This window comes from Streptomyces sp. OR43 (genome assembly GCF_008042275.1).
GTDB lineage: Bacteria > Actinomycetota > Actinomycetes > Streptomycetales > Streptomycetaceae > Streptomyces.
The window spans coordinates 317,379-338,389 of record NZ_RDBK01000043.1 but is presented as its reverse complement, the minus strand read 5'-3'; the positions used below and the strand labels follow the sequence as shown (position 1 = coordinate 338,389).

16 protein-coding genes are annotated in these 21,011 nt (G+C 68.9%); 15 read left to right on the top strand and 1 reads right to left on the bottom strand.

Annotated features, from left to right (window positions below):
* The first annotated feature begins 17 nt into the window (after window positions 1-17).
* The 4 genes from tig to clpX all read left to right on the top strand — a co-directional run bounded on the left by tig (window position 18) and on the right by clpX (window position 4,503).
* A complete protein-coding gene (tig, locus tag EAO72_RS19915; RefSeq protein ID WP_148018686.1) occupies window positions 18-1,412 on the top strand; it encodes a trigger factor in 1,395 nt (464 codons plus the stop codon).
* 265 nt (window positions 1,413-1,677) lie between these two features.
* Window positions 1,678-2,283 (top strand): ATP-dependent Clp protease proteolytic subunit, encoded by a 606-nt coding sequence (locus EAO72_RS19910; protein WP_018551584.1) that lies wholly within the window; start codon window positions 1,678-1,680, stop codon window positions 2,281-2,283.
* Between the two features lie 80 nt (window positions 2,284-2,363).
* On the top strand, window positions 2,364-3,047 hold the full coding sequence (locus tag EAO72_RS19905) for an ATP-dependent Clp protease proteolytic subunit (RefSeq protein WP_148018685.1): 684 nt from the start codon (window positions 2,364-2,366) through the stop codon (window positions 3,045-3,047).
* 157 nt (window positions 3,048-3,204) lie between these two features.
* Entirely contained in the window at window positions 3,205-4,503 is a 1,299-nt protein-coding gene (gene clpX / locus EAO72_RS19900; protein ID WP_148018684.1) for an ATP-dependent Clp protease ATP-binding subunit ClpX, read from the top strand.
* Between the two features lie 74 nt (window positions 4,504-4,577).
* On the opposite strand, the gene EAO72_RS19895 is transcribed toward clpX, so the two are convergent.
* Window positions 4,578-5,576: a hypothetical protein gene (locus EAO72_RS19895; RefSeq protein WP_148018683.1), complete on the bottom strand. Its 999-nt coding sequence runs from the start codon at window positions 5,574-5,576 to the stop codon at window positions 4,578-4,580.
* A 150-nt stretch (window positions 5,577-5,726) separates the two neighbouring features.
* Here EAO72_RS19895 and EAO72_RS19890 point away from each other — a divergent pair, with 150 nt between their 5' ends.
* From EAO72_RS19890 to EAO72_RS19840, 11 genes are all read left to right on the top strand, one after another.
* Window positions 5,727-8,348, top strand: coding sequence for a valine--tRNA ligase (locus tag EAO72_RS19890; protein WP_148018682.1), 2,622 nt, complete (start codon window positions 5,727-5,729; stop codon window positions 8,346-8,348).
* A gap of 114 nt (window positions 8,349-8,462) precedes the next feature.
* Window positions 8,463-9,986 carry a bifunctional tetrahydrofolate synthase/dihydrofolate synthase gene (gene folC / locus EAO72_RS19885; RefSeq protein ID WP_148018681.1) on the top strand — a complete coding sequence of 508 codons (1,524 nt, stop codon included), beginning with the start codon at window positions 8,463-8,465 and terminating at the stop codon, window positions 9,984-9,986.
* A 5-nt stretch (window positions 9,987-9,991) separates the two neighbouring features.
* Window positions 9,992-10,348: a DUF4233 domain-containing protein gene (locus EAO72_RS19880; RefSeq protein WP_148018680.1), complete on the top strand. Its 357-nt coding sequence runs from the start codon at window positions 9,992-9,994 to the stop codon at window positions 10,346-10,348.
* Window positions 10,349-10,441: 93 nt separating this feature from the next.
* The gene (gene ndk / locus EAO72_RS19875) at window positions 10,442-10,855 is read left to right on the top strand and encodes a nucleoside-diphosphate kinase (protein WP_148018679.1); all 414 of its coding nucleotides are present in this window, start codon (window positions 10,442-10,444) and stop codon (window positions 10,853-10,855) included.
* Between the two features lie 290 nt (window positions 10,856-11,145).
* The gene (locus EAO72_RS19870; RefSeq protein WP_148018678.1) at window positions 11,146-12,165 is read left to right on the top strand and encodes a rod shape-determining protein; all 1,020 of its coding nucleotides are present in this window, start codon (window positions 11,146-11,148) and stop codon (window positions 12,163-12,165) included.
* 99 nt (window positions 12,166-12,264) lie between these two features.
* A complete protein-coding gene (gene mreC / locus EAO72_RS19865) occupies window positions 12,265-13,317 on the top strand; it encodes a rod shape-determining protein MreC (RefSeq protein WP_148018677.1) in 1,053 nt (350 codons plus the stop codon).
* Between the two features lie 11 nt (window positions 13,318-13,328).
* The gene (mreD, locus tag EAO72_RS19860; RefSeq protein WP_148018676.1) at window positions 13,329-13,994 is read left to right on the top strand and encodes a rod shape-determining protein MreD; all 666 of its coding nucleotides are present in this window, start codon (window positions 13,329-13,331) and stop codon (window positions 13,992-13,994) included.
* A 61-nt stretch (window positions 13,995-14,055) separates the two neighbouring features.
* Complete coding sequence (gene mrdA / locus EAO72_RS19855; protein ID WP_148018675.1) at window positions 14,056-16,221, top strand: penicillin-binding protein 2; 2,166 nt, start codon at window positions 14,056-14,058, stop codon at window positions 16,219-16,221.
* A complete protein-coding gene (gene rodA / locus EAO72_RS19850) occupies window positions 16,221-17,411 on the top strand; it encodes a rod shape-determining protein RodA (protein ID WP_148018674.1) in 1,191 nt (396 codons plus the stop codon). The genes mrdA and rodA overlap by 1 nt, the downstream gene beginning before the upstream one ends.
* Window positions 17,412-17,463: 52 nt before the next feature.
* The gene (locus EAO72_RS19845) at window positions 17,464-18,993 is read left to right on the top strand and encodes a CYTH and CHAD domain-containing protein (RefSeq protein WP_148018673.1); all 1,530 of its coding nucleotides are present in this window, start codon (window positions 17,464-17,466) and stop codon (window positions 18,991-18,993) included.
* Window positions 18,994-19,043: 50 nt separating this feature from the next.
* Window positions 19,044-20,969, top strand: coding sequence for a TIGR03960 family B12-binding radical SAM protein (locus EAO72_RS19840; RefSeq protein ID WP_148018672.1), 1,926 nt, complete (start codon window positions 19,044-19,046; stop codon window positions 20,967-20,969).
* Window positions 20,970-21,011: the final 42 nt, after the last annotated feature.

Sequence of the window (21,011 nt, the reverse complement as noted above, 5' to 3'; positions counted from 1 at the left end):
ACCAAGGAGACCGAACCGTGAAGAGCGCCGTGGAGACCCTGAACCCGACCCGGGTTCGGCTCAGCATTGAGGTGCCCTTCGAGGAGCTCAAGGACAGCCTCGACGCGGCGTACAAGAAGATCAACCAGCAGGTCACGGTGAAGGGGTTCCGCAAGGGCAAGATCCCCAACCGGGTCATCGACCAGCGGTTCGGCCGTGGCGCAGTGCTGGAGGAGGCCGTCAACGACGCGCTCCCGAAGTTCTACACCGAGGCCGTCAACGAGGGTGAGCTCAACGTCCTCGGCCAGCCGGAGGTCGACATCACGGAGCTGAAGGACGGCGAACTGCTCTCCTTCACCGCCGAGGTTGACGTACGCCCCGAGATCGAGATCCCGGACTACTCCGGCATCGAGGTCACCGTCGACGCCCTCGAGGTCAGCGACGAGGACGTCGAGAAGGCCGTGGAGCAGCTCCGTGAGCGCTTCGCCTCGACCAACCCGGTCGAGCGCGCCGCCGTCGAGGGTGACGTCGTCACCATCGACCTGCAGGCCAAGGTCGAGGGCGAGGTCCTCGAGGACGGCGTGGCCGAGGGTGTCTCGTACACCATCGGTTCCGGCGAGCTCCTCGAAGGCATCGACGACGCCGTCACCGGCCTGGAGGCGGGTGGCGAGGCCACCTTCACCTCCCAGCTGAAGGGCGGCTCCGCCGAGGGCAAGGACGCGGAGGTCACCGTCAAGGTCACCGCCGTCGCCGCCCGCGAGCTTCCCGAGCTGGACGACGAGTTCGCCCAGATGGCCAGCGAGTTCGACACGCTGGACGAGCTGAAGGCGGACAGCCGCAAGCGCCTCGAGGAAACCAAGCAGTACGAGCAGGCCACCCAGGCCCAGGAGCGCGTCCTCGAGGAGCTGCTGAAGCTCGCCGAGGTCCCGATTCCGGAGAAGCTGCTCGCGGACGAGGTCCAGACCCGCAAGCACAACCTGGAGCACCACCAGCTCGGCCAGATGGGTCTCGACCTCGAGAAGTACCTGGAGATCCAGGGCAAGACCCTCGAGGAGTTCGAGGCCGAGACGTCCGAGCAGGCCGTCAAGGGCATCAAGACCCAGTTCATCCTTGACGAGCTCGTCAACAAGGAGAAGCTGAACGTCAACCAGGAGGAGCTCACCGAGCACCTCCTGCGGCGCGCGCAGTCCTCCGGCATGAGCCCGGACCAGTTCGCCCAGGCCGTCGTCGAGGGCGGCCAGGTGCCGATGCTCGTCGGCGAGGTCGCCCGCGGCAAGGCGCTGGCCGTGGTCGTCGAGGCCGCCAAGGTCATCGACACCAACGGTGAGGTCGTCGAGCTGGAGGACGACGAAGAGGCGACGGAGGAGGCGACCGAGGTGGTCGAGGCCGCCGAGGGCACCGCCGACGCCGCCGAGGAGAAGACCGAGGCCTGAGCCTCGCGCTGAACCCGCACGACGGGCTCCGGACGCCAACGCGTCCGGAGCCCGTCGTCGTATCGGCGGACGCCCCCCACAACCCTTGTGCGGACTGCGGAGCTTGCGCTCCCAGCGAACAGTTGCGGAAGCGGGATGGCGTTGTCCCACCTGCGCGTTAGGGTCCATGAAGAGGAAGGGTCGGGGAGTCCCGGCCCACCCGGTACGAAGACGCTGAGACGGCCGGAGCCGTCAGAGACGAGCAGGTGGATACGTGACGAATCTGATGCCCTACGCCGCCGGAGAGCCGTCCCTCGGTGGAGGCCTCGGTGACCAGGTCTACAGCCGACTGCTCGGCGAACGCATCATCTTCCTCGGTCAGCAGGTCGACGATGACATCGCCAACAAGATCACCGCACAGCTCCTGCTCCTTGCCGCCGAGCCGGACAAGGACATCTACCTCTACATCAACAGCCCCGGTGGTTCGGTGACGGCCGGCATGGCGGTCTACGACACCATGCAGTACATCCCGAACGACGTGGTCACCATCGGTATGGGCATGGCGGCCTCGATGGGCCAGTTCCTGCTCACCGGCGGCACCGCCGGCAAGCGTTTCGCGCTCCCGAACACCGACATCCTCATGCACCAGGGTTCGGCCGGCATCGGCGGTACGGCCTCGGACATCAAGATCCAGGCCCAGTACCTGCTGCGCACCAAGCAGCGGATGGCGGAGATCACCGCCCGCCACTCCGGCCAGACCGTGGAGACGATCATCCGCGACGGCGACCGCGACCGCTGGTACACCGCGGAAGAGGCCAAGGACTACGGCCTCATCGACGAGATCATCACGATCGCATCGGGCGTTCCGGGCGGCGGCGGCACCGGCGCCTGATCCGGCTCCACCGGATCGCACCGCACCGCGCACCGCATCTCTCGTACGCCGAGAAACCCAGCCCACAGAACGCCACCAGGATGGTGAACACCCACATGAACAACTTCCCCGGCGCGTCCGCGAGCGGCCTCTACACCGGCCCGCAGGTGGACAACCGCTACATCGTCCCGCGCTTCGTGGAGCGCACCTCGCAGGGCGTGCGCGAGTACGACCCGTACGCGAAGCTCTTCGAGGAGCGCGTGATCTTCCTCGGCGTGCAGATCGACGACGCGTCCGCCAACGACGTCATGGCGCAGCTGCTGTGCCTGGAGTCGATGGACCCGGACCGGGACATCTCCATCTACATCAACAGCCCCGGCGGCTCGTTCACCGCGCTCACCGCGATCTACGACACGATGCAGTTCGTCAAGCCGGACATCCAGACGGTCTGCATGGGCCAGGCGGCCTCCGCCGCCGCGGTGCTGCTCGCCGCCGGCACCCCCGGCAAGCGCATGGCGCTGCCGAACGCCCGCGTCCTGATCCACCAGCCGTCCTCGCAGACCGGCCGTGAGCAGCTCTCCGACCTGGAGATCGCGGCCAACGAGATCCTCCGGATGCGGACCCAGCTGGAGGAGATGCTGGCGAAGCACTCCACCACGCCGATCGAGAAGATCCGCGACGACATCGAGCGCGACAAGATCCTGACCGCCGATGACGCCCTCGCCTACGGCCTGGTCGACCAGATCGTCTCGACCCGTAAGAGCGCGGCCGGAGCGGCCGCCTGACGTCGGCCTTTACCCCTTGGTACGGCAGGGTCACCCGGCCTCGGCCGTGTGAACCGTGCCAAGGGGGGCCCGAACGGGGGCCCAGGCAAGGTACCGTCGGATAGAGGCACCAGGAGCCGCTGAACCAGGCGTCTCCCAGGCGAAGGGGAAGCACCTCGTGGCACGCATCGGTGATGGCGGCGACCTGCTCAAGTGCTCGTTCTGCGGAAAGAGCCAGAAGCAGGTGAAGAAGCTCATCGCGGGGCCCGGTGTGTACATCTGCGACGAGTGCATCGATCTCTGCAACGAGATCATCGAGGAGGAGCTCGCGGAGACGAGCGAGGTCCGCTGGGAGGAACTTCCCAAGCCCCGCGAGATCTACGAGTTCCTCGAGGGATACGTCGTCGGGCAGGAGCCCGCGAAGAAGGCCCTCTCGGTCGCTGTGTACAACCACTACAAGCGGGTCCAGGCCGGCGAGAACGGCGGCGGCGCGAACCGCGACGACGCGATCGAACTCGCCAAGTCCAACATCCTGCTGCTCGGCCCCACGGGCTCGGGCAAGACCCTCCTCGCGCAGACGCTGGCCCGGATGCTCAACGTCCCGTTCGCCATCGCGGACGCGACGGCGCTGACGGAGGCCGGCTACGTCGGCGAGGATGTCGAGAACATCCTGCTGAAGCTGATCCAGGCCGCGGACTACGACGTCAAGAAGGCCGAGACCGGGATCATCTACATCGACGAGATCGACAAGGTCGCCCGCAAGAGCGAGAACCCGTCGATCACCCGCGATGTCTCCGGCGAGGGCGTCCAGCAGGCCCTGCTGAAGATCCTTGAGGGCACCACCGCCTCCGTACCGCCGCAGGGTGGCCGGAAGCACCCGCACCAGGAGTTCATCCAGATCGACACGACGAACGTGCTGTTCATCGTGGGCGGCGCCTTCTCCGGTCTGGAGAAGATCATCGAGTCCCGGGCCGGCGCCAAGGGCATCGGCTTCGGCGCCACGATCCGCTCCAAGCGGGAGATCCAGGCGAGCGACCAGTTCCAGGAGGTCATGCCGGAGGACCTGGTGAAGTTCGGGATGATCCCCGAGTTCATCGGCCGCCTCCCGGTCCTGACCTCGGTCCACAACCTGGACCGCGAGGCGCTGCTCCAGATCCTCATCGAGCCGCGCAACGCCCTGGTGAAGCAGTACCAGCGGCTGTTCGAACTCGACGGTGTGGAGCTGGAGTTCGAGCGCGAGGCGCTGGAGGCCATCGCCGACCAGGCGATCCTGCGCCAGACCGGCGCGCGCGGCCTGCGCGCCATCATGGAGGAGGTCCTCCAGTCGGTGATGTACGAGGTGCCGTCCCGCAAGGACGTCGCCCGCGTCGTCATCACGGCGGACGTGGTCCGCAACAACGTCAACCCGACGCTGGTCCCGCGCGAGCCGCGGACGATCGGGAAGGGTGACGAGGGGCGGCACGAGAAGTCCGCGTAGCGGTGTCGTAGAGCCGTACGCGAAGGGGCGCCCCGCCGGTTCGACCCGCGGGGCGCCCCTTCGCGTTGCGTGGGTCAGATCTTGGTGCGGGAGGCGTTGTAGAGCTTGGCGGTGATGCCCGCCACCTCGTCCTGGGCCATTCCCTTGCCGGTCATGGAGAGGCTCACGTCCACGCCCATCACGGTGCCCACGGTGCTGTAGTCGGCCCAGACGCAGACGGGGATGGTGAATTCCTTCGGCCCCTTGGCGGCAGTGCCGTCGCCGTCCTTGTTCAGCACCTTGAGGTCCTGGCACTTCATGAGGGCGCCATTGAAGCCGTCAGGCGTGAGGGCCTTGGGGCTGCCGACACGCTGCACCTCCATCCCCTCCTCGCCCTTCGTGAACTCCGACTCCGCGTTGTTGAACGCGTTGTCGATGACCTTCGCCGGGTCGGTCACGTCACCCCAGTAGCCCGTGAGCGTGATCGACTTCAGCGCGAGCGGGTTGTCCTCGGAACCGGACTGATACTGGGCGCCCGCCTTCTGCGGCTTCTCAATGCCGAGACCTTCGAGCTTGGTCTTCTCTTCACCGGTCGGCGCTCCGGACTGCTCGGAGCCGGCCTGCTTCTTGTACCCGTCCAGCGTCGCCGACGGCGTCAGCTTGTACCCCTTGGTGGAGTCCGCGACATCGCTGTTGCTGGCGCCGCCCGACGTCAGGAAGTACACCCCGCCGCCGATCACCGCGAGCGCGACGATGACGCCGCCCACGATCAGGCCCGTCTTCTTCTTCTGCGGGGCGGCCGGAGGGAAGCCCGGCTGCTGCCCGTAGGCCGGCTGGCCGCCGTACGGGGGAGTGGGGGGCTGCTGGCCGTACGGGCCGGGCTGCTGGGCCTGCGGGTAGCCGTAGCCCGGCTGCGGGGGCTGCTGCTGGGGCGGGACGCCCTGGGGGGCCTGCTGCGGGTAGCCGTAGCCGGGCTGCRSCTGCGGCGGGCCCTGCGGCGGCTGACCGCCGTAGGGGCCCGGCTGCTGGCCGTACGGTCCGGGCTGGCCCTGCGGCGGCTGGCCACCGTACGGGCCCGGCTGGTTGTAGCTCATCTGCGGAGTCCCCTGTTCGTGATGCTCATGAGTTCTTATGCGTTCCGAACATCCTGACGGACGGCCCGCGGGCGTGGGGCACCGGGAGGGAGACCGTTACTGAACAAACCGGTTTCAGTGCACGCTTGTGACGGCCCTAAACTGTGGGGCGTGACCGAGAACGCAGCGCAGCAGCCAGTCAGCATCCCCGAACTGCCGACCCAGTACACGCCGGCCGAGGTAGAGGGGAAGCTGTACGAGCGCTGGGTAGAACGCGGTTACTTCGAGGCCGACGAGAACAGCGACAAGCCGCCGTACTCCATCGTCATCCCGCCGCCCAACGTCACCGGATCCCTGCACCTGGGACACGCCTTCGAGCACACGCTGATCGACGCCCTCGTCCGCCGCAAGCGGATGCAGGGCTTCGAGGCGCTTTACCAGCCGGGCATGGACCACGCCGGCATCGCCACCCAGAACGTCGTCGAGCGCGAGCTCGGCAAGGAGGGCAAGTCCCGCCACGACCTGGGCCGCGAGGCCTTCGTCGAGCGTGTCTGGCAGTGGAAGAACGAGTCGGGCGGCCAAATCTCCGGCCAGATGCGCCGACTCGGCGAGGGCGTCGCCTGGTCCCGTGAGCGCTTCACCATGGACGAGGGCCTGTCCAAGGCCGTCCAGACCGTCTTCAAGCAGATGTACGACGACGAGCTGATCTACCGCGCCGAGCGCATCATCAACTGGTGCCCGCGCTGCCTCACCGCGATCTCCGACATCGAGGTCGAGTACCAGGAGGACGACGGCGAGCTGGTCTCCATGAAGTACGGCGAGGGCGACGAGACCATCGTCGTCGCCACCACCCGCGCCGAGACGATGCTCGGTGACACCGCGGTCGCCGTCCACCCCGACGACGAGCGCTACAAGCACCTGGTCGGCAAGCAGATCAAGCTGCCGCTGACCGACCGCACCATCCCGGTCGTCGCCGACCACCACGTCGACCCCGAGTTCGGCACCGGCGCCGTCAAGGTGACCCCGGCGCACGACCCGAACGACTTCGAGATCGGCAAGCGCCACGACCTGCCGTTCCTCACGGTCCTCGACGAGCGCGCCGTCATCACGGCCCCCGGCCCCTTCCAGGGCCTGGACCGCCTGGAGGCCCGTTCCGCGATCGTCGCCGCCCTGCGCGCCGAGGGCCGGATCGTCGCCGAGAAGCGGCCGTACGTCCACTCCGTCGGCCACTGCTCGCGCTGCAAGACCACCATCGAGCCGCGCCTCTCCCTCCAGTGGTGGGTCAAGGTCGCCCCGCTCGCCCAGGCGGCCGGTGACGCCGTCCGTGACGGCAAGGTCAAGATCCACCCGCAGGAGATGGAGAAGCGGTACTTCGACTGGGTCGACAACCTCCACGACTGGTGCATCTCGCGCCAGCTCTGGTGGGGCCACCGCATCCCCGTCTGGTACGGCCCGAACGGCGAGGTCGTCTGCGTCGGACCGGACGACGAGGCGCCCACCGGCGAGGGCTGGACCCAGGACAGCGATGTCCTGGACACCTGGTTCTCCTCGGGCCTGTGGCCGTTCTCCACGCTCGGCTGGCCCGAACAGACCGACAGCCTCGCGAAGTTCTACCCGAACTCCGTCCTGGTCACCGGCTACGACATCCTCTTCTTCTGGGTCGCCCGGATGATGATGTTCGGCCTGTACGTCAACGACGGCGTCCCGCCGTTCGGGACGATCGTCCTGCACGGCATGGTCCGCGACGAGCACGGCAAGAAGATGTCGAAGTCCTTCGGCAACGTGGTCAACCCGCTGGACTGGATGGACAAGTACGGCTCCGACGCGCTCCGTTTCACCCTCGCGCGCGGCGCCAACCCCGGCACCGACGTCCCGATCGGCGAGGAGTGGGTCCAGGGTTCCGCCAAGTTCTCCAACAAGATCTGGAACGCCACCCGCTTCGCGCTGATGAACGGCGCGACGATCGAGGGCGAACTGCCGTCCGCCGACGAGATGTCGGTGACGGACCGCTGGATCCTGTCCCGCCTCAACAAGACGGTCGCCGAAGTCGACGCGTACTACGACGACTACCAGTTCTCCAAGCTCAGCGAGTCGCTCCGGCACTTCGCCTGGGACGAGGTCTTCGACTGGTACGTCGAGCTGTCCAAGACCACGTTCTTCGGCGGTGGCCGCCCGGCCGAGGTCTCCGGCCGGGTCCTGGGCGAGGTCCTCGACGTGATGCTGCGCCTGCTGCACCCCGTCGTCCCGTTCGTCACGGAGACCCTGTGGACCGCGCTCACCGGCCGCGAGTCCGTCGTCATCGCCGACTGGCCGGCCGACAGCGGCTTCCGTGACGACGCGGCCGAGAAGGAGATCGAGCTCGTCCAGCAGGTCGTCACCGAGGTCCGCCGCTTCCGCTCCGACCAGGGGCTCCAGCCCGGCCAGAAGGTTCCGGCCGAGCTGACCCTGACCGGGACCGCGCTCGCCCCGCACGAGGCGGCCATCCGCCAGCTGCTGCGCCTTCAGCCGGCCGGGGACGGTTTCCACGCCACGGCGTCGCTGCCGGTCGCCGGAGCCACCGTCGCGCTCGACCTGTCCGGCACGATCGACATCGGTGCCGAGCGCAAGCGCCTCACGAAGGACCTGGAGGCCGCGCAGAAGGAGAAGGCGCAGGCCACCGGCAAGCTCGGCAACGAGGCGTTCCTGGCCAAGGCCCCCGACAACGTGGTCGACAAGATCCGCGGCCGGCTCTCCAAGGCCGAGTCCGACATCGAGCGGATCACCGGCCAGCTGGCGGCCCTGCCGCAGAGCTGAGACCGGAACCCGGCGAAGCCCCCGTATCCCTCCCGCGAGGGGTACGGGGGCTTCCCCGTACCCCCGCCGCCGGGCGCTGCGCGCGATGTCCGTGCCGGTCCGTAGACTGGCCCCGTGAGTGAGCCCCGCCCTTCCGACCGGCACGACGCGTCCGACTCCGACGAGACCTTCGCGGAGATCGTCGACGAAGCGACCCAGCGCGACCCCGACCTGGCGGTGATCGAGGCCGGGAGCCGCACGCTGCGTGCCGCCTCCGGACCGCCCCAGGGCGACGAGGTCCCCGCCCGCCCCGCCGATCCGGAGGTGGACAAGGCGCTGCGCGCGGTGGAGCAGGAGCTCGCCGGGCGCTGGGGCGAGACCAAGCTGGAGCCGTCCGTGGCGCGCATCGCCGCGCTGATGGACGTGCTCGGTGATCCGCAGCACGCCTACCCCTCCATCCACATCACGGGGACCAACGGCAAGACGAGCACGGCCCGCATGATCGAGGCCCTGCTCGGCGCCTTCGACCTCCGTACCGGCCGCTACACCTCGCCGCACGTCCAGTCGATCACCGAGCGGATCAGCCTGGACGGCTCCCCGATGGACCCCGAGCGGTTCATCTCCACCTACGAGGACATCAAGCCGTACGTCGAGATGGTCGACGCGCAGCAGCCCTACCGGCTCTCCTTCTTCGAGGTCCTCACCGGCATGGCCTACGCGGCCTTCGCCGACGCGCCGGTCGATGTCGCCGTCGTCGAGGTCGGCATGGGCGGCAGCTGGGACGCGACCAACGTGATCGACTCCACGGTCGCCGTCGTCACCCCCATCTCGCTGGACCACACCGACCGGCTGGGTTCGACACCGGGCGAGATCGCGGTGGAGAAGGCGGGGATCATCAAGCAGGACGCGACGGTCATCCTCGCCCAGCAGCCCGTCGACGCGGCCCAGGTGATGCTGAAGAAGGCCGTAGAGGTCGACGCCACCGTGGCCCGCGAAGGCATGGAGTTCGGCGTCGTCTCCCGCGAGATCGCGGTCGGCGGCCAGCTCCTGACGCTGCGCGGCCTCGGCGGCGAGTACGACGGCATCTTCCTTCCGCTGTACGGCGCCCACCAGGCGCGCAACGCGGTGGTGGCGCTCTGCGCGGTCGAGGCGTTCTTCGGCATCGGTGCCGAGCAGACCGGATCGCTCGACGCCGACATCATCCGCAAGGCCTTCGCCTCGGTGATCTCGCCGGGCCGCCTCGAAGTGGTCCGCTCCAGCCCGACGGTCGTCCTGGACGCCGCGCACAACCCGGCGGGCGCCCAGGCCACCGCCGAGGGACTCTCCGAGGCCTTCGGCTTCTCCCGGCTGATCGGTGTGGTCGGGGCCAGCGGCGACAAGGACGTGCGAGGGCTCCTGGAAGCCTTCGAGCCGATCTTCGCCGAGGTCGTCGTCACGCAGAACTCCAGCGCACGCGCGATGGACGCCGACGAGCTCGCGGCGGTCGCCGTCGAGGTCTTCGGCAACGACCGCGTCCAGGTCGAACCCCGGCTGGACGACGCGCTGGAGGCGGCGATCACCCTCGCCGAGGAAGAGGACGAGTACGCGGGCGCCGGGGTACTGGTGACCGGATCCGTGATCACGGTCGGCGAGGCCCGGCTGCTTCTGGGAAGGCGCTGACCAACGTGCGTACGCTCTGTGCATCGACGCTGATCGGCGAGTTCTTCGTGATCGGGTTCGCCGGACTCGTCGCGATGAAGTCCGACGACCTGACGTCCGCCACGGTCTGGACGGTCTGCGGCATCGGCATGCTGCTCTCCGTGCTGCTCTGCGGGATGCTCACCCGCCCCGGCGGCATACAGCTCGGCTGGGCGCTCCAGATCGCACTGGTCGCCAGCGGCTTCGTCGTTCCGATGATGTTCATCCTCGGCGTGGTCTTCGGCGGCCTGTGGTGGGCCTCCGTGCACTACGGCCGCAGGATCGACGAGGTGAAGGCCCGGTGGGCCGCACAGGAGGCGGCACAGGCGCCTGCCGGCAGCTGAGGAGCCGCCGGGCTGCCAAACCCGGCCGCCGGCCCGTCACCGTACCCCTGTAACCTCGCCTCACCGCACCCGTATGCCTGCAAGGAGCCGCACATGACCCAGCGCACCCTCGTTCTTCTCAAGCCCGACGCCGTCCGTCGCGGTCTGGTCGGCGAGATCGTCGGCCGCATCGAGCGCAAGGCCGGCTGGAAGATCACGGCGCTGGAGCTCCGCACCCTCGACCGCGCCACGCTGGAACAGCACTACGCCGAGCACGTCGGCCGCCCGTTCTACGAGCCGCTCGTCGAGTTCATGCAGTCCGGTCCGATCGTCGCTCTGGTGGCCGAAGGCGAGCGGGTCATCGAGGGCATCCGCGCCCTGGCCGGCCCCACCGACCCGATCGCCGCCGCGCCCGGATCGATCCGTGGTGACTTCGGCACCATCACCCGGGAGAACCTCATCCACGCCTCGGACTCGGAGGAGTCCGCAGAGCGAGAAATGAAGCTCTTCTTCCCGGGTCTTTCCTGATCCGCGATCAGCCGAACAGCGCTCATGACCTGGGGCGACCGAAGTAATTCGGTCGCCCTTCGGCATAGGGTCCCCGATCGCGGGAACGCATCCCCCCGACGTAACGTCACCATGAGTGGAACGGCCACCCGTTCTGCTCAGCATGGCGCAGGACCCTCGCGCTGTGTCGGCGTGTCCGGCACTACGATGGAAGCTTCCACGCCCGCAGCGCTCACCTCGCCTACCAGAACAAGCCATCGCTTTCGACTGGGAAGGCCCGACGCATCCTCATGGGGAACAAGGGGAACTCAATGTCGTTCATCGGCCGTGACATGGCTATCGACCTCGGGACTGCCAACACGCTGGTGTACGTCAGGGGGCGCGGCATCGTTCTGAACGAGCCGTCCGTCGTGGCCATCAACACCAACACCGGCGGAATTCTCGCGGTCGGCTCCGAGGCCAAGAAGATGATCGGCCGTACGCCGGGCAACATCGTTGCCGTACGGCCCCTGAAGGACGGCGTGATCGCCGACTTCGAGATCACGGAGCGGATGCTCCGCTACTTCATCCTGAAGATCCACAAGCGCCGCTACCTGGCCCGCCCGCGGGTCGTCGTCTGCGTGCCCTCCGGCATCACCGGGGTCGAGCGACGCGCCGTGATCGAGGCGTCGACGCAGGCCGGCGCACGCCAGGTGCACATCATCGAGGAGCCCATGGCGGCGGCCATCGGCTCCGGCCTGCCGGTCCACGAGGCCACCGGCAACATGGTCGTGGACATCGGTGGCGGCACCACCGAGGTCGCGGTCATCTCGCTCGGCGGAATCGTCACGGCCCAGTCGATCCGGGTCGCCGGTGACGAACTGGACAACGCGATCATCCAGCACATCAAGAAGGAGTACTCGCTCCTGCTCGGTGAGCGCACCGCCGAACAGATCAAGATCACCATCGGTTCGGCGTTCGACCTGGAGAAGGACGAGCACACCGAGATCCGCGGCCGCGACCTCGTCTCGGGCCTGCCCAAGACCGTGGTCATCTCCGCCGCCGAGGTCCGCAAGGCGATCGAGGAGCCGGTCAACGCGATCGTCGACGCGGTCAAGACGACGCTGGACAAGTGCCCGCCGGAGCTCTCCGGCGACGTCATGGACCGCGGCATCGTCCTCACCGGCGGCGGCGCGCTGCTCCGGGGCCTCGACGAGCGGCTGCGCCACGAGACGGGCATGCCGATCCACATCGCCGAGGACCCGCTGGACTCCGTGGCGCTCGGCTCCGGCAAGTGCGTCGAGGAGTTCGAGGCGCTCCAGCAGGTGCTGGACGCCCAGCCCCGACGGTAGAAACCCAAGCGGCCCTCCGCGCGGACGCTGCCGCTCCGCGCGGAGGATCGTTGATATACAGGCACGAACATTCCTACGAGGAAGGCACGGCCGCCGCACGTGAGGGACACACGAGAGAGCCGGCTGCTCCTGGTGCTGCTGATCGCCATCGCTTTCGCACTGATCACGGTGGACATCCGCGGCGGCGAGGAGTCACCGGTGGACGGCGCCCGGCAGGCCGCCGCCACCGTCTTCGGACCGGTGGAGAACGGCGTGGCGGCAGCGGTCGATCCGGTGGGCAACGCCATAGGGGCCGTACGCGCCTCCGGCACCCGCCACGACAAGATCACCGCGCTGGAGCAGGAGAACGCCGCGCTCAAGGTGAGGCTGGGCAGCGACGACCGCAACCGCAGCCGGGTCCGCGAGCTCGACAAGATGCTCAAGAAGTCGGACGCCGGCCAGTACGGCATCAAGGCCGCCGAGGTCATCGCCATAGGAGCGGCCCAGGGCTTCTCCTGGACGGTCACCATCGACGCCGGATCCAAGGACGGCCTCAAGCGCGACATGACCGTCCTCAACGGCGACGGACTCGTCGGCCGCGTCACCACCGTCGGCCCGGACACCGCCACCGTGCTCCTGGCCAACGACCCCGACTTCACCGTCGGCACCCGGATGGAGTCCACCGACGAACTGGGTTTCGCCACCGGCCAGGGCTCGCGCCCGCTGTCCGTCCAGTTCCTGAACGGCAAGGCCAAGGTCAAGAAGGGTGACCGCCTCGTCACCTTCGGCTCCAGCAAGGACAAGCCGTTCGTGCCCGGCGTCCCGGTCGGCGAGGTCGTCCGCGTCGACCCGTCCGGTGGCGACCTCACCCGTACCGTCTACGTCCGCCCGTTCGTCGGCTTCACCAAGCTCGACATCGTCGGCATCGTCGTCCAGGCACCGCGTGAGGACCCGCGCGACGCGGTCCTGCCGAAGAAGGCCGTCAAGCCGGCCAAGCCGAAGCCCACCCCGACCGTCACCGTCACCATCTCGCCCAACGGCGACATCGTCGACACCAGCGGCAACGTGGTCGGGAACATCCACCAGAGCACGAGTCCCAGCGGCAGCCCGGACCCGAACCCCAGCCAGAACGCCACACCGAACGCCGACAACGCGGTAAACGAACAGAGGTAGAGCTGATCCCCATGCGCGTCAACCGGACTCTGCTCTCCATCGTTCTGGTCGTGATCGCCCTCGTCGTCCAGGTATCCGTACTCGCCCGGCTCCAGCTCCCCGGCGCCGTACCCGATCTGCTGCTCATGGTCGTCCTCGGACTGGCCTTCGTGTACGGGCACGTCAGCGGGGCCCTCATCGGCTTCGGCGCGGGCCTCCTCGCCGACCTGGCACCCCCGGCCGACCACGCCGCCGGACGCTACGCCCTGGTGCTCTGCGTCATCGGCTACCTCGCCGGACTGGCCAGGCCCGAGAACGGCCAGCTCAAGTCCGCGTTCCTCCCGATGGCCGTCGTCGTCGCGGCGGCGATCGGATCGACGCTGCTCTACGCGGGCGTCGGTGCCCTCGTCGGCGACACGGCGGCCCGCCATGTGGGCCTCGGCAGCCTGCTGTTCACCGCGGCCGTCTACGACCTGCTCCTCGCGCCGTTCACCGTCCCGCTGATCATGGCCATCGCCAGACGCACGGTGAACGACCCGCTGACCGAGTCCTCCTCCGGCCGCGGCGACGTCGCGGCCGGCTGGCTCGCCGCGGGCACCGGACTGCGGATCGGCAGCCAGCGCGGCGGACTGCGCGTCAAGGCCGCCCGCAACCGCGCCGCACGCGCCGGACGGATCAAGGGAGTCAAGCGACTGTGAGGCCGCAATCCTCCGGGGGCGACCCCCGTACCACCGGCCCGACCACCACCGGGGGCGCCCCGTGACCAACATCCCCGAGACAGGACGGACCCAGCGGGTCCAGATCCGCCTCATCGTCATCCAGGTCCTCGTCTTCTCCCTGCTGCTCACCCTCGGCGGCCGCCTCTGGTACCTCCAGATCCGCAACGGCCAGGAGTACTCCGACGAGGCGAAGAACAACCACGTCCAGCAGGTCGTCCAGCCCGCAGCCCGCGGCTCCATCCTCGACGCCCGCGGCGTGCCGCTCGCCGACAACGAGACCCGCCTCGTCGTCTCCGCCAGCCGCACCGAACTGCTGAAGATGGACGACGACGGCAAAGGCGTCCTGACCCGGCTCGCCGACGTCCTCGGCATGAAGCCCAAGGACGTCATCGACAAGGTCCGGCTCTGCGACGCGAAGACCCCCCAGCCCTGCTGGAACGGCTCGCCCTACCAGCCGATCCCCGTCACCGACGAGGCCACCACCCAGCAGGCCCTCCAGATCCGCGAACGCGCGGAGGACTTCCCCGGCATCTCCGCCGAACCCACCGCCGTCCGCCGCTACGCCGCCCCCGGCAAGGCCAACACCGCCCAGGTCCTCGGCTACCTCTCACCCGTCACCGACGAGGAGATCACCAAGGCCCAGGACACCGACTCGCCCTACCTGCGCTCCGACCAGGTCGGCCGCTCCGGCCTGGAGCGCACGTACGACAAGGAACTGCGCGGCAAGGCGGGCGTCACCCGCTACGAGGTGGACAACCTCGGCCGGGTCATCGGCCAGGCCAAGAACGACGAGGCGGAGGCCGGCGCCAGCGTCGTCACCTCCATCGACGCCCGCGTCCAGGCCGTCGCCGAGTACGAGCTCAACCAGGCCATGAAGACGGCCCGCAAGGAGTTCGACACCAACACCGGCGAGAACTACAAGGCCGACTCCGGCGCCGTCGTCGTCATGGAGGCCAAGACCGGCCGCGTCGTCTCCATGGCCTCCCTGCCCAACTACGACCCCAACGCCTGGGTCGGCGGCATCTCCGCCAAGGACTACGCCAAACTCACCGGCAAGAACTCCAACTTCCCGCTGCTGAACCGTGCCATCCAGGGCCAGGCCGCCCCCGGCTCCATCTTCAAGGTCATCTCCTCCACCGCCGCGGTCAACGCCGGATACCCCTTCGACGGCAACTACCCGTGCCCCAGCTCGTACTCCATCGGCGGCCAGACCTTCAAGAACTTCGAGTCCCAGGGCTACGGCAGCATCACCATCGGCCGCGCCCTCGAAGTCTCCTGCGACACCGTGTACTACGGCCTCGCGCACAAGGAGTGGCAGAAGGACGGCGGGAACAGCCCCAAGAAGAACCCCAACGACTGGTTCTACAAGACCGCCCACCAGTTCGGCCTCGGCAAGGAGACCGGCATCGACCTCCCCAACGAGGTCAGCGGCCGCGTCCCGGACCGCCAGTGGAAGAAGAACTTCGCCAAGGCCAACCACGACGCCTGGTGCAAGCAGGGCAAGAAGGGCGGTACGTACGTCGAGCAGATCGCGTACGAGAACTGCCTCGAAGGCGACAAGATGCGCGCCGGTGACTCCGTCAACTACTCGATCGGCCAGGGCGACACCCTCGTGACCCCGATCCAGATGGCCACCATCTACGCGGCCATCTCCAACGGCGGCACCCTCTACGACCCCACCGTCGGCAAGGCCATCGTCAGCGGCGACGGCAAGACCGTCCAGGAGATCGAGCCGAAGTCGCACGGCAAGCTGCCCTTCACCAAGAAGACGCGCAACGAAATAGACGAAGCCCTCGCGGGTGTCGCGACCCGCGGCTCCGCCGCCTGGCGATTCGGCGGCTGGCCGCAGGACAAGATCCCGATGCACGCCAAGACGGGTACGGCCGAGGTCTACGGCAAGCAGACGACCTCCTGGTTCGCCACGTACACCAAGGACTACTCGATCGTCATGACGATCTCCCAGGGCGGTACGGGTTCCGGGGCATCCGGGCCCGCCGTCCGCAACATCTACAACGCCCTCTACGGCCTCGACGCCTCGGGCAAGCAGGACCTCAAGAAGGCCCTGCTGCCGACCCCGCAGAAGTCGCTGCCGAAGATCCAGACGGACGGCACCATCGACGCCCCGAAGATCAAGCCCTACGACCCCGCGTCGCAGAAGCCGGCCGACGCGCAGACGCTCGCCGCCGTGCTGGGGAGGCGTGACTGATGGCCGGCTTCTCCGTCCAGCGGTACGCCCCCGACCGCGGCGCCTGGGGCCGGATCACCGCCCGCGACTCCGTCGTGCGCCGCCTCGACTGGCCGCTGCTCGGCTCCGCGATCGCCCTCTCCTTCATCGGCTCGCTGCTCGTCTGGTCGGCGACCCGCGGACGTGACTCGCTCACCCACGGCGACCCGTACTACTTCCTCTTCCGCCACGCCCTCAACACCGGCATCGGCTTCGCCCTGATGATCGGTACGATCTGGCTCGGCCACCGGACCCTGCGCGGCGCGGTGCCGATCCTGTACGGGCTGTCCGTGCTCCTCGTGATGGCGGTCCTCACCCCGCTCGGCGCCACCGTCAACGGCGCCCACGCCTGGATCCTGCTGCCCGGCGGCTTCTCGCTCCAGCCCTCCGAATTCACCAAGATCACCATCATCCTCGGCATGGCGATGCTGCTCGCCGCCCGCGTCGACGCGGGCGACCAGCTGCACCCCGACCACCGGACCGTCGCCAAGGCCCTCGGCCTCGCCGCGCTCCCGATGGCCGTCGTCATGGGCATGCCGGACCTCGGCTCCGTGATGGTCATGGTCGTCATCGTGCTCGGCGTGCTGCTGGCCTCGGGCGCCTCGAACCGCTGGGTCTTCGGGATCCTCGGTGCGGGCGCCGCCGGAGCCGTCGCCATCTGGCAGCTCGGACTCCTCGACGACTACCAGATCGCCCGGTTCGCCGCCTTCGCCAACCCGGCCCTCGACCCCGCCGGCGTCGGCTACAACACCAACCAGGCCCGGATCGCGATCGGCTCCGGCGGCCTCTCCGGCACCGGCCTCTTCCAGGGCACCCAGACCACCGGCCAGTTCGTCCCCGAGCAGCAGACCGACTTCGTCTTCACCGTCGCCGGTGAGGAACTCGGCTTCCTCGGCGCCGGACTGATCCTGGTCCTCCTCGGCATCGTCCTGTGGCGCGCCTGCCGCATCGCCCGCGAGACCACCGAGCTCTACGGCACGGTCGTCGCCGCGGGCATCATCGCCTGGTTCGCCTTCCAGGCCTTCGAGAACATCGGCATGACGCTCGGCATCATGCCGGTCGCCGGACTGCCCCTGCCGTTCGTCTCCTACGGAGGCTCCTCGATGTTCGCCGTCTGGGTGGCCATCGGACTGCTCCAGTCGATCAGGGTCCAACGGCCGATAACGGCCTGATCCCGCACACACCGTCCTGCATATCCGCCCCTGGCGCGGATAGGTTCGGTATATGGCGGACTCCAAGCGAGAGATCGAGCGGAAGTACGAAGCCGCGACCGAGACCCGGCTGCCCGACCTGACGAAGGTGGCCGGGGTCTCGGCCGTCCTCCACCGCGGCGTCAGCGAACTCGACGCCGTCTACTACGACACCCACGACTTCCGCCTCGCCACGGACTCCCTCACCCTGCGGCGCAGGACCGGCGGAAGCGATGCCGGCTGGCACCTCAAATTCCCCGTCGCCCCCGGCGTCCGCGACGAGATCCAGGCCCCGCCGGCCGACACTCTCCCGGGCGACCTCGCCGCGCTGGTCCGCTCCCGGGTCCGCCACGCGGAGCTTGCCCCCGTCGTCCGGCTCCTCACCACCCGCGACGTCCACCACCTCGTCGACGACCGGGGCGGCCTCCTCGCCGAAGTCAGCGTCGACGAAGTCTGCGCCGAGCGGCTGCCGGAGAGCGGCGGCCCCACCGCGGCCTGGACGGAGATCGAGGTCGAACTCGCCGACGACGGCGACCCCGCACTCCTGGACGCCGTCGAGAAGCGGCTGCGCAAGAAGGGAGTGCGGCCCGCGGCCTCCGCCTCCAAGCTGGCCAGGGCCCTGGAGGAGACCGCACCGGGCACCGCGCCCCCGGGGAAGAGGGAGCGGCAGGCCGCCCCCGTCACCGCGGCGGACCACGTCCTCGCCTACGTACGCCACCAGGCCGAGGCGATCATCACCCTCGACCCGGCGGTGCGGCGCGACCTGCCCGACTCCGTCCACCGGATGCGCGTCGCCACCCGTCGGCTGCGCAGCGCCTTCAAGACGTACCGCGCCCTCCTCGACCGGCGCGTCACCGACCCGGTCGGCGACGAACTGAAATGGCTCGCCGGCGAGCTCGGCGCCGGACGCGACCACGAGGTGCTCGTCAAACGGCTGCGCACCCACCTCGACGGCGTCCCGCAGACACTCCTCCTGGGCCCGGCCGCCGCCCGGCTGCACATCTGGTCCACCGCCCACGGCATCGCGGCCAGGGAGCGCGTCCTCGCCGTGCTGGACGGCGAGCGCTACGTCGCGCTCCTGGAGAGCCTCGACGCACTGCTCGCACAGCCGCCGCTGCGCGGGCCGGCCAGCCACGCCCCCGGCAAGGCGCTGCCCCGGGCGGTCCTGAAGGACTACGCGCGCCTGGCGGCCCGTGTCGACCACGCCTTCGCACAGCCGCCCGGTCACGACCGGGACGTGGCCACGCACGAGGCCCGCAAGGCCGCCAAGCGCGCCCGCTACGCGGCGGAGGCCGCCAGGCCCGCGCTCGGGAAGCCCGCCAGGAAGTTCGCCAAGCGGATGAAGGCCGTGCAGTCGGTGCTCGGCGACCACCAGGACAGCGTCGTCGCCCGCGCCACGCTGCGCAGCCTGGCCGTCCAGGCGCACGCGGCGGGGGAGACCGCCTTCACCTGGGGGTTGCTGTACGGGGAGGAGGAGGCGTCCGCCGCCGACCGGGAGCGCGAACTACCGCGGGTCTGGGAGAGGGCGTCGAAGCCCCGGCTGCGGACGGCGCTGAAGGGCTGAGTGGCGCGGTACGCTGGATGGTCACCCCTGCCAGCTCTCGAAAGTTCGCGATGTCTGTCGATTCGGTCTTCCCACAGCTCGAAGCTCTGCTCCCGCATGTGCAGAAGCCCATCCAGTACGTCGGCGGTGAGCTGAACTCCACCGTCAAACCGTGGGACGAATGCGACGTCCGCTGGGCCCTCATGTACCCGGACGCCTATGAGGTCGGGCTGCCCAACCAGGGCGTCATGATCCTCTACGAGGTACTCAACGAGCGCCAGGGCGTCCTCGCCGAGCGCACCTACAGCGTCTGGCCGGACCTCGAAGCGCTGATGCGCGAGCACAAGGTGCCGCAGTTCACCGTGGACGGCCACCGCCCGGTCAAGGCGTTCGACGTCTTCGGGCTGAGCTTCTCCACCGAACTCGGCTACACCAACATGCTCACCGCCCTGGACCTGGCCGGCATCCCGCTCTCCGCCAAGGACCGCGGCCTCGACGACCCGATCGTGCTCGCGGGCGGCCACGCCGCGTTCAACCCCGAACCGATCGCGGAGTTCATCGACTGCGCGGTCATCGGCGACGGCGAGCAGGCCGTCCTGGAGATCACCGAGATCATCCGCGCCTGGAAGGCCGAAGGCCGCCCCGGTGGCCGCGAGGAGGTGCTGTTCCGCCTCGCGAGGACCGGCGGCGTCTACGTCCCCGGCTTCTACGACGTCGAGTACCTCCCGGACGGCCGCATCGGCCGCGTCGTACCGAACAAGTCGGGCGTGCCGTGGCGGGTGTCCAAGCACACCGTCATGGACCTCGACGAGTGGCCCTACCCCAAGCAGCCCCTCGTCCCGCTCGCCGAGACCGTCCACGAGCGGATGTCCGTGGAGATCTTCCGCGGCTGCACCCGCGGCTGCCGTTTCTGCCAGGCCGGCATGATCACGCGCCCCGTGCGGGAGCGAAGCATCACCGGCATCGGCGACATGGTGGAGAAGGGTCTCAAGGCGACGGGATTCGAGGAGGTGGGCCTGCTCTCCCTCTCGTCCGCCGACCACACCGAGATCGGCGAGATCGCCAAGGGCCTCGCCGACCGCTACACCGAGGACAAGATCGGCCTCTCGCTGCCCTCCACCCGCGTCGACGCGTTCAACGTGGACCTGGCCAACGAGCTGACCCGCAACGGCCGCCGTTCCGGTCTCACCTTCGCCCCCGAGGGCGGCTCCGAGCGCATGCGCAAGGTCATCAACAAGATGGTCTCGGAGGAGGACCTGATCCGTACGGTCTCCACCGCGTACGGCAACGGCTGGCGGCAGGTGAAGCTGTACTTCATGTGCGGCCTGCCCACCGAGACCGACGAGGACGTCCTCCAGATCGGCGACATGGCGGTCAAGGTGATCGCAAAGGGCCGTGAGGTGTCCGGGCAGAACGACATCCGCTGCACCGTCTCCATCGGCGGCTTCGTCCCCAAGCCTCACACCCCGTTCCAGTGGGCGCCGCAGCTCAGCGCCGAGGAGACCGACGCACGGCTGACGAAGCTCCGCGACAAGATCCGCGGCGACAAGAAGTACGGCCGCTCGATCGGTTTCCGCTACCACGACGGCAAGCCCGGCATCGTCGAGGGCCTGCTCTCCCGCGGCGACCGCCGCGTCGGCTCCGTCATCCGCGCGGTCTACGAGGCCGGCGGCCGCTTCGACGGCTGGCGCGAGTACTTCAGCTACGACCTGTGGATGAAGAGCGCCGAGAAGACGCTGCCCGACTTCGGCGTGGACGTCGACTGGTACACCACCCGCGAGCGGACCTACGAGGAGGTCCTGCCCTGGGACCACCTGGACTCCGGTCTCGACAAGGACTGGCTCTGGGAGGACTGGCAGGACTCGCTCGACGAGACCGAGGTCGAGGACTGCCGCTGGACGCCGTGCTTCGACTGCGGGGTCTGTCCTCAGATGGACACGAGCATTCAGATCGGCCCGACGGGCAAGAAGCTCCTGCCGCTGACGGTCGTGAAGTGAGCAGCCGTCAGTGACCTGACACCGCCCGGCTTCTGACGGGTG

Coding starts and splice junctions, on each gene's coding strand:
- EAO72_RS19910 (WP_018551584.1), top strand. CDS start 1,678: ATGCCCTACGCCGCCGGAGAGCCGTCCCTCGGTGGAGGCCTCGGTGAC.
- EAO72_RS19905 (WP_148018685.1), top strand. CDS start 2,364: ATGGTGAACACCCACATGAACAACTTCCCCGGCGCGTCCGCGAGCGGC.
- ndk (WP_148018679.1), top strand. CDS start 10,442: ATGACCCAGCGCACCCTCGTTCTTCTCAAGCCCGACGCCGTCCGTCGC.
- EAO72_RS19870 (WP_148018678.1), top strand. CDS start 11,146: ATGTCGTTCATCGGCCGTGACATGGCTATCGACCTCGGGACTGCCAAC.
- mreD (WP_148018676.1), top strand. CDS start 13,329: ATGCGCGTCAACCGGACTCTGCTCTCCATCGTTCTGGTCGTGATCGCC.
- rodA (WP_148018674.1), top strand. CDS start 16,221: ATGGCCGGCTTCTCCGTCCAGCGGTACGCCCCCGACCGCGGCGCCTGG.
- EAO72_RS19845 (WP_148018673.1), top strand. CDS start 17,464: ATGGCGGACTCCAAGCGAGAGATCGAGCGGAAGTACGAAGCCGCGACC.
- EAO72_RS19840 (WP_148018672.1), top strand. CDS start 19,044: ATGTCTGTCGATTCGGTCTTCCCACAGCTCGAAGCTCTGCTCCCGCAT.